Source organism: Ruegeria marina, from assembly GCF_900101475.1.
Taxonomy (GTDB): Bacteria; Pseudomonadota; Alphaproteobacteria; order Rhodobacterales; family Rhodobacteraceae; genus Ruegeria_B; species Ruegeria_B marina.
This window is the reverse complement of sequence record NZ_FMZV01000005.1, coordinates 265,861-277,585: the sequence shown is the minus strand read 5'-3', so window position 1 is coordinate 277,585 and position 11,725 is coordinate 265,861. Positions and strand designations below refer to the sequence as shown.

The 11,725-nt window shown below is 62.3% G+C and carries 8 protein-coding genes; all 8 read right to left on the bottom strand.

Annotated features, from left to right (window positions below; translation table 11 throughout):
• Positions 1-166: 166 nt before the first annotated feature.
• The 8 genes from BLT75_RS09820 to ftsZ all read right to left on the bottom strand — a co-directional run bounded on the left by BLT75_RS09820 (position 167) and on the right by ftsZ (position 11,611).
• Positions 167-2,752 carry a hybrid sensor histidine kinase/response regulator gene (locus BLT75_RS09820; protein ID WP_093030276.1) on the bottom strand — a complete coding sequence of 862 codons (2,586 nt, stop codon included), beginning with the start codon at positions 2,750-2,752 and terminating at the stop codon, positions 167-169.
• A gap of 60 nt (positions 2,753-2,812) precedes the next feature.
• Positions 2,813-3,334, bottom strand: a complete 522-nt coding sequence (locus tag BLT75_RS09815; RefSeq protein WP_093030273.1) for a putative pterin-binding protein — start codon at positions 3,332-3,334, stop codon at positions 2,813-2,815.
• A gap of 190 nt (positions 3,335-3,524) precedes the next feature.
• Positions 3,525-4,136 (bottom strand): response regulator transcription factor, encoded by a 612-nt coding sequence (locus tag BLT75_RS09810; RefSeq protein WP_093030270.1) that lies wholly within the window; start codon positions 4,134-4,136, stop codon positions 3,525-3,527.
• Between the two features lie 238 nt (positions 4,137-4,374).
• Positions 4,375-6,060 (bottom strand): chloride channel protein, encoded by a 1,686-nt coding sequence (locus tag BLT75_RS09805; RefSeq protein WP_093030267.1) that lies wholly within the window; start codon positions 6,058-6,060, stop codon positions 4,375-4,377.
• Positions 6,061-6,165: 105 nt separating this feature from the next.
• A complete protein-coding gene (gene recN, locus BLT75_RS09800; protein ID WP_093030572.1) occupies positions 6,166-7,815 on the bottom strand; it encodes a DNA repair protein RecN in 1,650 nt (549 codons plus the stop codon).
• 39 nt (positions 7,816-7,854) lie between these two features.
• A complete protein-coding gene (locus BLT75_RS09795; protein ID WP_093030264.1) occupies positions 7,855-8,709 on the bottom strand; it encodes an outer membrane protein assembly factor BamD in 855 nt (284 codons plus the stop codon).
• Between the two features lie 158 nt (positions 8,710-8,867).
• Positions 8,868-9,788, bottom strand: a complete 921-nt coding sequence (gene lpxC / locus BLT75_RS09790; protein WP_093030261.1) for a UDP-3-O-acyl-N-acetylglucosamine deacetylase — start codon at positions 9,786-9,788, stop codon at positions 8,868-8,870.
• A 212-nt stretch (positions 9,789-10,000) separates the two neighbouring features.
• Complete coding sequence (ftsZ, locus tag BLT75_RS09785) at positions 10,001-11,611, bottom strand: cell division protein FtsZ (protein WP_093030258.1); 1,611 nt, start codon at positions 11,609-11,611, stop codon at positions 10,001-10,003.
• Between the last annotated feature and the right edge of the window lie 114 nt (positions 11,612-11,725).

Here is an 11,725-nt window from a genome sequence, read left to right as displayed (position 1 = left end):
GCACTCTACTGTATCCGCCGCAAGCGGCGGCACTGAATTACTGCATGCATGGCAAAGTACCTTTCGGAACGATACCGCCAGACCATGGGTCAGCGCGACCCGTTCCGGCGCGAAGCCCGGCATGACCACGGCGCCAGTTGCATTTGCGTCTCAGGCTTAGCCGCAATCAGACACCAAGGCTCTTTCGGCTGGTTTCCCAGCGCCGCCCGAACTCTGCGGCAAGGATCGAAAACTCTTCGCTTTCCAAGATCTGCGCCGCCTCCTCCATGCGCGCCAGTATCGCCTGCAACCCGTTCAATCCGAGGACGGCCGCGCTGCCGGCCACCTGATGACACCGTCGCGCCATATCGCCACGGGCGCCGGCGCCGGCAAGAGGGGTCGAGATATCATGCAGCAAATCCGCGCATTCGCCACCAAAGAGATGCAACAGCTTCGAAACTTCGACGTCCCCCAGGGCTGTGCGCAATTCCGCAAGCCGATCCTCGATCTGCGAGGCGGGCGTCGGGTCTTTCTGCTCCCGGTCCGCCACGACTTCGGACGGCAGACCGGACAGATGGTCGCGAAGGGCCTGGAATGTCAGCGGCTTTCCAAGAACGCCGTTCATTCCGGCCACCTTGTAACGTCTGGCATCGCCGGGCAGGACATTGGCGGTAAACGCGACAATCTGGGACCGGGCCGAAGCGCCGTCGCCCTCGCGGATCCGGCGGGCGGCTTCCAACCCATCCATGACCGGCATGCTGATGTCCATCAGGATCAGGTCGAAAAACCGTTTCGATGCCTCTTCCACAGCCGAATGCCCGTCCCGGGCGGCGGTTACCCGGTATCCTTCGCGTTCCAGCATCTCCACAACGACTTTCAGATTGATCTCGTTGTCTTCCACCACAAGGACATCCTGTTTCGACAGGGGACCCTGAACCAGCGTTTCCAGCGGCCTTGCTTGTGGACCGGATGCCCTTGTGACAGGGATCTGAATGTAGAATGCACTGCCTTCGCCCGGTTCACTGGCCACGCCAATCTCGCCGCCCAGGTTGTGAGTCAACCGGCGTGCGATCCCAAGGCCAAGCCCCGTTCCGCCGGCGGCACGATGAAACGAGGCGTCGGTCGTCCGGAAATCCTCGAAAACCAGATCAAGCTGGTCTTCGGGAATACCGATACCGGTATCTATCACCCTTACTTCCAGCAGGCTGCCGGTGCCATTGTCCGACGGGCCCGCGAATGAAAGCTCCACCTCGATGTCTATCCGGCCATTTTCGGTGAACTTGATCGCGTTTCCCACCAGATTGAGCAGGATCTGCTGCAAGTGCTTCGGATCGGTTTCCACCCAGGGCGCTGCCGTGCCGACCCAGCCCCATGCGATGGCATTCCCGCGCGCGGCGGCGCTGCCGCCCTGGCTGTCGACGATATCCTGCAAAAGTTCGTCGATGCACACCTTTTCGATGTTCACCGAGACCTTGCCCGCTTCGAGGCTGGCAATATCAAGAACGGCGTCGACATGACTCATCAGCAATCGGCCCGAAATATCCATGCTGCGAACGTAGCGCGTCTGCACCGGCGAAAGCTCGGTTTCCTCCAGCAAGGAAAGGTTTCCGAGCATGCCGTTCAATGGCGTTCGGATTTCATGGCTCATGACCGTCAGAAACTCGGCCTTGATCCGCTCGCCCTCCAGGGCGTGGTCGCGGGCCGCGATCAACTCTCTTTCGTCGGCGATCTGGCGGGACATGTCGCGGATGAAGCCGACGATGATCAACTCGGGGCCGTCAAGGGCCGTCTGAACCGTCAATTCGATCGGAAGCACCTCACCGTTCCGGCGCATCGCCTTGAACCGGAACGGTTCCTTGCGCGCGCCCTGACCGTCACTCTCCTGCTTGAGGTTCCTCATTTCGCGCAGATAGCTTCTGCGGATGCCCCTTGGGACAAGTATGTCTGCGGAATCGCGCCCGATCACATCCTGGGCGGAATAACCGAACATCCGCTCTGCTGCCGGGCTGAACTCCCTGATCCTGCCGGCACTGTCGACCACGACCACCGCGTCCTGCGAGGTGGATAGGATCGTTGCCATCCGCTGGTTCATCTGCTCGACCTGGAATCTCCTCCTGAGAGTCCGGCGATTGACGATCAGCAAGTAGAGGCTGACGGTGGTCAGCGCCGAGAACAACAACACGACCAGCACCAGCAGGCGCCGCAATGTCCCCGCCAGGGCTTCGCGCCGCAAGTCGGACTGTTCGGCGAACTGCACCAGCCCCTGTACGGACGCGGTGCGGACGGCGGGCTGGATCATGGAAAACGCGTGCCGCATTGCGGGCAAGGCAGCGACAAGATCGGTGTCGGTCCCGTCGATCACCGCAAGATGGGCATGCATGACCCGTTGCGCCTGTTGCATCGTGTCCGAGAAAGCAGGATCCTTGTTGAGCTCGGCAAAGAGCCGGCCGCTCGACAAGGTCGCTAACCGGCTGAAAAAAATGTCGAAGGCTTTTCTGACGGCATCAAGATCCTGGGGGGAAACCTGTTCCGGGTTCAGCGCCATGACCTGCTCAACCGCGACTTGCAGGCCAAGCAACTCGACTTCGGCCTGGGAAAGCGTCCACTGAACATTGTCCGAAGTCGCCGACTTCAGGCTTTCCACATCCCGCAACGCCTGATTTGCAAGTTGCGACACCAGCACGACGGAAAATGCCAGGCCCAATCCGACGATTGCGCCCAGAACCAGATTGCCACGCTCACGCGGTCGGGAAAAACTGCTTTCGCCCTTCACACCATACCTTGCCGACTTCGCCAGACAGCTCTCCAACGCCGGATCATATCAGGCCTCAGCCTAATCCGTCACTTCTATCCTGTCCAATTGCCAGATACTGCGAGTATAGACCGTCTCCGATCTGTATGCCTCATCGGAGTCATAAGGATAAACGATCCACAGCGGTCCCTTGTCCCGCCGTGACATGGTCTGTCCATTCATCTCGAAAGCCAGCAGGGGAACATTGGGTTCGATTGTTTCAACCGGTATATCGACCGCATACTCGTTGATGGCCCGGGCCCGCAGCACGCCATCGGTCACATTCAGAAGCCGCAGGATCTCCTTCAGCGGCACACCCGTGAACCGCGTGACGCCCTCGGTCCACAGGGTCGTTGTTTCGTAGCTGACCTGGCGCATCCCCCGCAGCATCTGAAGATCGAATTGCGCGACCGTACCGGCGTTTGCGTTTCCGATATTGCCAGAAACCTCAAGCACGATTTCTTCTGTCGGCACGGCAAGAGGTTCGGCGCAAATCCCGGATGAGGGCAACAAGGGGAACACGGCCAATGCGATCGCGGTTAGAAACCCCTGCCGTGTCAACATTGCCTCTGCTCCTTGTTCGTGGCCAAAGTATGAACCAGGCGTCTTCTCCTTACAGCGCGGTAAAAGAATAGAACATTATCCGAAAGTATAGCGCAAATTAAAGGCTTCGCCCCTGAGTGATCTGTTGTCGGGCCAGCCTGTGCAATCCTAATCCCAACAGTGGCCAGAGGCGCTCGGGATGCGACACGTTCTAGAAAAGACCGGCTTCCTTTCCGATCATGGCGGCTTGGGTGCGGTTCCTGGCCGACAACTTCCGGCACAGCGTCTTGACGTGCAACTTGATCGTGACCTCCTGTAGTTCCAGGTCTCTCGCGATTTCCTTGTTCGACTGGCCGCGACACAACCCTTTCAGCACCTCCACCTCGCGGCGGCTGAGAAGTTTCGCGATCGGATGGTCCTCCGCGACATCCTCGGTGGTCATGAAATCCGCGGGCACAAAGGTTTCCCCCGCCACCATGAACCTGATGGCATTGATCAGCGATCTGGCGCCAATCGTCTTTGGCAAGAATCCGGCCGCCCCTGCGTTCAAGGCTTCCTGGGCGACGGTTCGCGGTGCGGTTCCGGACATGATAGCCACAGGCTGACCATCGCCGGCTTGTATCGCTTGCGCCAATCCTTCCAACCCGTTCATTCCCGGCATGGAATAGTCGAGCAGTATGATGTCATAGAGTGTCTGGCGCGCCGCGTCGCAGGCGGCAAGCAGGTCGGGCACCGCGGTGACTTGCATGTCGACCTCGGTTTCGATGAACGCGGACAGCGCATCTCGCACAAGGTCATGATCGTCGGCCAACAGTACTTTCATATCTTACTCATATGTCGAAAGTGATGTCTTTATTCATGAACGGCTGCGCGTTCCACCAAAGGAACCAGCCGGCAAACAGCGACATTCAATACAACGCGAAGCTTTGTCTCTCGGCCCCGACTATAACATGAATTACTCGTGGACCCACGCTTTTGCAACATTCACTGCAAAGGCCGGTGCGTGTGAAACTCCGCCCATTCAACACCTTGTCCCGAGCACCGGCTGGTTGCCGCGCCGGTCACGAATGTTCTTCGGCTGCCGTCGCAGCAAGCGCCCGGTTATACGCCTTGAGCGCGTCAATGTGATAAAGCGCACCCACTGCGGTTTCGCTCCCGCTCTCTTCTCGGACAACCACCGGGATACAGACGTGTTCATCCCGGTCGAACAAGGGCATCGCGGCCTCCAGCGTGGCACTTGCCGGAACCGAGATCCCCTGAGCGACAAGCGCCTCGCACTCGGCAGATCCGATGCAGCGCGGATCGCCCAGCGGGCGCATGACCGAACCCGCCCGCAGCATTGCCAGCAGATAAGCCTGCGGGCCGGCAGCAAGATGGACATTCCGCCGCTCCAATTGCGTCAGGAAGAAAGAACGGTCCACCAGTCGCGAGGCCAGCGCCGTGGACATGCTGACCGACACCATCACCGCCAGTCCGATCTGCCAGTCCCCGGTCAGTTCGAACACGATCAGCGTAGTCGAGATCGGTGCCCCCAGTACGGCCGCGGCGACCGCTCCCATCCCGGCATAGGCATAAAGCGCATGGGTGCCGGAGACTTCCGGCAACAGGCTGGTGGCAATCAGTCCAAAGGCCAGCCCGGTCAGCGCACCCACCATCAGGGACGGCGAAAAGACCCCGCCCCCCATCCTGCCTCCCATGGTGATCGCCAGCGCGGCAGTCTTGACCACGGCAAAGAGAACCGCGGTTCCCAGCGCAAGATCACCGCTGAGCGCCCGGATCGTGGTTTCGTATCCCACGCCGATGATATGCGGGAACCAGATCGCGACCAGTCCCAGCAGGGCTCCGGCGACCGCCGGACGCAGCCAACGCGGCAGGCCGATCCGGTTCTGCACATGGGTGCCGAACGTATCCGCGAAGAATATTGCCCGCATCAGGAGCAGTGACACAAACCCGCAGATCAGCCCCAACAACAGGAAAGCAGGCAATTCCACATAGAATTGCAGCGAACCGGGAGTTTCCAGAACGAATTCGGTCACGTCGCCGCGCTCCAGGCGATTGACCACGGTTCCGGCCACGGCGGCGATGGTGATGGGGGCGAAAGCATGCACCGCGAAATGCCGCAGGACGACTTCCAGCGCGAAGAGGGCACCCGCGATCGGCGCATTGAAACTGGCCGAGACCGCGGCGGCCACGGCACAGCCGAGCAAGTCGCGCCCGGTAATTCCGTCGGCGTTGATCTTCTGGCAGACCCAGGTCGAGATCACGCCGGCCATGTGAACCACCGGCCCCTCGCGCCCCGACGACCCGCCGGAACTGAGCGTGATCAACGATGCGATCATAGAACCGATGCCCGCACGGATTTCCACCCGGCCATCGGTCAGCGCCGCCCCCTCGATGACATCGGCAACGGACCTGCACCGGCCGTCAGGGGTCGTCCGGTGCAGCACCACACCAACCACCAAACCGCCGACAGCAGGAATGAGCAGGATCCAGTACCACGGCAAATGCTCTGCGAAGCTGTGGAGGAAATGCACATCCTCTGTTCCGTAAAGAGCGGCCTGCAACCAGTTGATTCCCTTTCGAAATCCAACAGCCGCAAGACCCGCCGCGATACCTATGACAAGCGCGATGAACCAGAATTGCACCTGGCTGGGTCCGCGGTGACGCAAAACACGCCAGGCATCTGCGATTTCTGCCTTCGCCTGCAGCATCTGCTGCTTCACAACAGTAAGGATCGTCTGGGTCATTCTGCGCTCGGCGAAGTCTTTCTTCCTTAGTAGGGCAGGCCGCAGCGCCAGAAAAGCGGGTTTCCCCAAGGTCTCACCTGCTTGTCGGCAAGTGTTGCGTAAGGATCAGGAGGCCAGCAATGCCCTTGCCGCCGCCCGCGCCGCATCGGTGATCGTGTCTCCGGCGACCATGCGGGCGATCTCGTCGACACGGTCCTCTGCACCCAGCGGAACCACCGTCGACAGGGTCGCGCCATCGGCCACGTCCTTTTGCACTCGCCAGTGATGTCCGCCCCGCGCCGCCACCTGGGGCGAATGCGTCACCACCAGCACCTGCCCGCCCTCGGCGAGCGCCGCCAGCCGTCGCCCGACCGCATCCGCCGTGGCGCCGCCGACGCCCCGGTCGATCTCGTCAAAGATCATGGTCACGCCCCGGTCATCGCCATGCAGGCAGACCTTGAGCGCCAGCAGGAACCGGCTCAGTTCCCCACCCGAAGCAATGCGGTTGAGCGGCCCCGAGGGCGCGCCGGGGTTGGTCGCCACCTCAAAGGTCACCGCATCCCGCCCCTCTGGCCCCGGTTCCGACGGTTCCAGACGGGTCTGGAACACCGCGCGCTCCATCTTCAGCGGCGTCAGTTCCGCCATCACCGCCGCATCGAGCGCCGCGCCCGCCCCAAGCCGCGCCTGCGAAAGCGCGCCGGCTGCCGCGTCATAGGCAGCCTCGGCCGCCGCGAGTTCCTTCGACAAGCCCGCCAGATCCGCATCCCCCGCGTCCAGCGCCGTCAACCTGGCCCTGAGCGTATCGGCATGCCCCGCCAGATCATCCGGCAAGACATCGTATTTGCGCGCCAGCGCGCGGATGGCGAAGAGGCGTTCTTCGACCTGTTCCAGTTCCATCGGGTTGAAATCAAGCGCCTCAAGGCAATCCTCGACACCCGAGAACGCCTCGCCCAGTTCGATCATCGCCCGCCCCAGCGCGGCGATCGGCGCCTCCAGCCGGCCCCCGGCCTTGTCGCTCACGCCTTCCAGCCAGCGCAAGGCATCTCCCATCGCGCCTTCGGCCCCCTCATTGCCAAGCAACTGGAACGCGCGGGCCAAGTCGTCGCGGATCCGTTCGGCCCCCTGCATCATCCGGCGTTGCGCATCCAGCGCCGCCTCTTCGCCCGGCTGCGGATCGAGCTTGTCCAGTTCGGCCACCGCATGGCGCAGGAAATCCTCTTCCGCCCGAACCGCCGCCAGCGCCGCTTCGGTCTGTTCCACCTTGCGGCGGGCGCGGCTTCTGGCGCTCCAGCTGTCACGCACCTGAACTAGCAACGCCTCGTGCCCGGCATAGGCATCCAGCATCGCGCGGTGGCCGCGCGGATTCAGCAGGCCACGGTCGTCGTGCTGGCCATGCAGTTCCACCAGCGTCTCGGAAAGCGCCCGCAGCACCTCTCCGGAACAGCGCCTGTCGTTGACCCAGGCGGTCTTGCGGCCATCCGCCGTGTTTACCCGCCGCAGGATCAGCTGTGCGCCGCCCGGCAGCCCCGCCTCGGCCAGGATCCCATGCGCCGGGTGTCCATCGGACAGCTGGAATTCCGCCGTCACCTCGCCCTGCGCCGCGCCCTGCCGCACCAGTTCCGCCCGCCCGCGCCATCCCAGCACGAACCCCAGGCTGTCCAGCAGGATCGACTTGCCCGCCCCGGTCTCGCCAGTCAGCACGTTCAGACCCGGTTGGAGCTCAAGCTCCAGCCGGTCGATGATGAGCATGTCCCTTATCTCAAGCGCCCGAAGCATCGGCAGCACCGCAGGGCGGGCCAGAGGCCCGCCGCCCCCTTACAACCACTGGCCCTTGATCGACTGGCGGTAGATCTGGCTCAGCCAGTTATTGCCCGGATCGCGCATCTTGAGCCCGCGCGCTGTCAACAGCCTGTAGCTGGCCTCGTACCATTCCGAGGACTGGTAGTTGTAGCCCAGGATCGCGCCCGCGGTCTGCGCCTCGTCCACCAGTCCCAGAGACAGATAGGCTTCGACCAGACGGTGCAGCGCCTCGGCGGTATGAGTCGTGGTCTGGAAATCCTCGACCACCACACGGAAGCGGTTGATCGCCGCGGTATAGTGCTGGCGGCGCAGGTAATAGCGGCCGATTTCCATTTCCTTGCTGGCCAGATGGTCGAACGCCAGGTCGAACTTCAGGATGGCCGAAGTGGCATATTCGCTGTCCGGATAAACCTCGATCACCGTCCTCAGCGCCTGCAACGCCTGGAACGTCAGGCCCTGGTCGCGGCCAACCTCGTCGATCTGGTCGTAATAGCTGAGCGCCAGCAGATACTGCGCATAGGCGGCGTCTTCATCCGCCGGGTAGAAATCGATATAGCGCTGCGCCGCCGCGCGGCTTTCGGGATAGTCCTTGCCCGCATGGAACGTGAACGCCTGCATGATCAGCGCCCGCTTGGCCCAATTGGAATAGGGATAGAGCCGTTCGACCTCGGAGAAATAGAAAGCCGCATCGTCCGTGCGCTTCTGCGCCAGCTCGTATTCGCCGCGCTCGAAGATCTGCTCGGGCGTATAGGCTTCGAGATTCTGCGTCCGGTCGGCCGCCGTGCGGAACGCGCCCCCGCTACATGCCGTCAGAACCGTCGCCAGAAGTAATGCGCCGATAACCCTGGCCCCTGCCCTGCTGCCATTCATGCCGCTTGTCCTTGTCGTCCTGCGAGCGGAGTGTGTCCCCCTGTTGCGCCTCGGTCTAGCACATTAATTTCCGCTGCAAAACGCCCTAAACGCATCGCCCGGCTTCACAGCCGGGCGATTGAACCTGTTCGATGCGCAAGCGGACTTTCCGACGCAAATCAGGCAACCTGAGGGATTTCCGACCAGATCAGGCCCTGGCCCGGCAACAGCGCCGCCTGTTCCGGCGAACACAGGATCGGGCGCACCGCGCCGGGGGTTTCGAACAGGGTCCGCAACAGCGTATTGGTCAGCGAATGTCCGGCCTTCTCGCCGACATACCGGCCCAGAATCGGCCCGCCCGCCATGTAGAGATCTCCCAGCGCATCCAGCATCTTGTGGCGCACCGCCTCGTCGGCATGGCGCAACCCGCCCGGCGTCAGCACATCCGCGCCATCAACCACCACGGCGTTTTCCAGCGTACCCCCCAGCGCCAGCCCGTTTGCGCGCATCGCCTCCACATCCGCCCTGCGGCAGAACGTGCGGCTGTCACTCAGTTCTCGCACAAAACTGCCGTTGCGCATGTCCATCCGGCGGGTCTGACGACCGATCGCGGCATCTGCAAAGTCGATGGTGAATTCGATCTCCAGCCCATCCGCCGGCATCAGGGTGGCGCTGGCTCCGTCCTTTTCGACCGTGATCGTCTTGAGCACCTGATAGGCCAGCACCGGCGCCGCCTGCTGGCGGACGCCACGCGTCATGATCCCGCGCACGAAGTCCACCGACGAGCCGTCCATGATAGGCACTTCGGGACCGTCGATCTCGATCAGGGCATTGTGCACGCCGCATCCCGCCAGCGCGGCCATGATGTGCTCGACGGTCGACACCGAGACCCCGGCCTCGTTGACGAGACGGGTGCACAACGGGGTGCGTTCCACCAGGTCATAAATTGCCGGGATCATGGAATCGCCGATTTCGATGTCTGTCCGTTTGAACCAGATGCCATGACCTGCCGCGGCGGGTCTGACGGTCATCCTTGCGGGTGCACCGCTGTGAAGTCCGTTTCCGACGAAGGTCACCGAGGTTTTCAGCGTATGTTGCAAATTCGGCCTCTGGGCACTGTTTACAGCCTCTGCGAGCTGTGTTGCATCTCAGGTAAGCGACCGCCCCCAAAGCCTCAACTCAATCTTTGTAACCGATTGAAACAGTTTGGTAACAGATCGGCAAAACTCTGCGTATGGTGATCCAACCCATTGTTAATGAAACAGAAAAGGCTGCCAAAAGGCAGCCTTTTCTGTTTCAGTTGTGACCGCTATCAGTTGGCTTGACGCCGCAGGAAGGCCGGAATTTCGATCCGTTCCCGATCCGGATCGGGTTCGGCCCGCGCGGCGGCGGTGGAGTCACTCTGGCGCACCACCGGTTGCTGACGCGCCGGGGCGGCAGGCCGCTCCGCAGGCATGTCCGGGGCATGGCCGGTCATGCGGTCGATCAGACGGTTGAACCCGAATCGGGGTTTCTCGGCGCTGGGCTGAGCAGTCGGGCGCTGCCCCTGCTGAGGAGCATGCGGCACTTTTTGCGCGGCGGCCTGAAGACGGCGCAAGGCTTCCGGAGACGGGGTGCCCGGTGCAGGCGCGCGCGGCGCGACATAGGTTTCGGCCGGTTCTTCCTCGACATAGGAACGCGGGTTGAATTCCGGAACCTGCGGCTGATAGGCGGGCGGCGGCAGGCCATCCTCGTCAACCAGTTCCGGTTCCTCGGCTTCGAAGATATCCTCGCCCAGGTCACGCGCGGCGACTTCCTCGACCTCCATGCCTTCAAACAGGGTCGGTTCTTCGGCGGTCTCGGCCACCGGCGCCAGCTTCTCCAGCGTCAAAGGCGCCTGCTTCTCCTCGGCGGCGATCTTTTGCTTGAGCGGTGCCGTCATCGATCGGCGCGGCACCGGCATGTCCGCATTGACATCGACCGCGTCGATCCCGGTGGCGACCACCGAAACACGCATTGCCCCTTCGAGCGAGGTATCGAGCGTGGAGCCGACAATGATGTTGGCGTCCGGGTCCACCTTTTCGCGGATGATATTGGCCGCCTCGTCGAGTTCGAACAGCGTCAGGTCGTGTCCGCCGGTGATGTTGATCAGAACGCCCTTGGCGCCGTTCAGGCTGATCTCGTCCAAAAGCGGGTTGGCGATTGCCTTCTCGGCGGCCTGTACGGCGCGGTCCTCGCCCGAGGCTTCGCCAGTCCCCATCATCGCCTTGCCCATCTCGTCCATCACGGCGCGCACATCGGCGAAATCGAGGTTGATCAGGCCCGGTCGCACCATCAGGTCGGTCACGCCCTTGACGCCCTGGTAGAGCACGTCATCGGCCATGCTGAACGCCTCGGTAAAGGTCGTCTTTTCGTTGGCAAGGCGGAACAGGTTCTGGTTGGGAATGATGATCAGCGTGTCCACGACCTTTTGCAGCGCGTCAACACCGTCCTCGGCCTGACGCATGCGCTTGGCACCTTCGAACTGGAACGGCTTGGTCACGACGCCAACGGTCAGAACGCCAAGCTCACGCGCCGCCTGCGCAATGATCGGCGCGGCGCCGGTTCCGGTGCCGCCGCCCATGCCGGCAGTGATGAAGCACATATGCGCCCCGGCAAGGTGGTCCACGATCTGCTCGATGCTTTCCTCGGCGGCGGCGGCGCCAACACTGGCCCGCGCACCGGCACCCAGACCTTCGGTAACCTTGACGCCCAACTGGATCCGCGATGGCGCCTTGGTCTGTTGCAGCGCCTGCGCATCGGTGTTGGCGACGACGAAGTCGACGCCTTCCAGCTGTTTCTCGATCATGTTGTTGACCGCGTTTCCGCCAGCCCCGCCGACCCCGAAAACGGTGATCCGCGGCTTCAACTCTTCCTGTCCGGGCATCGAAAGGTTCAATGTCATGCTCTGTCCGCCTGTTCTACACCCTGCCTTTGCAGAGATTTTTCTTACCTATCCACAGGCAATCCTACCGTTCTCGGCCCGGTTCGTCACGCGCAAAACGCAAAATCGACACAA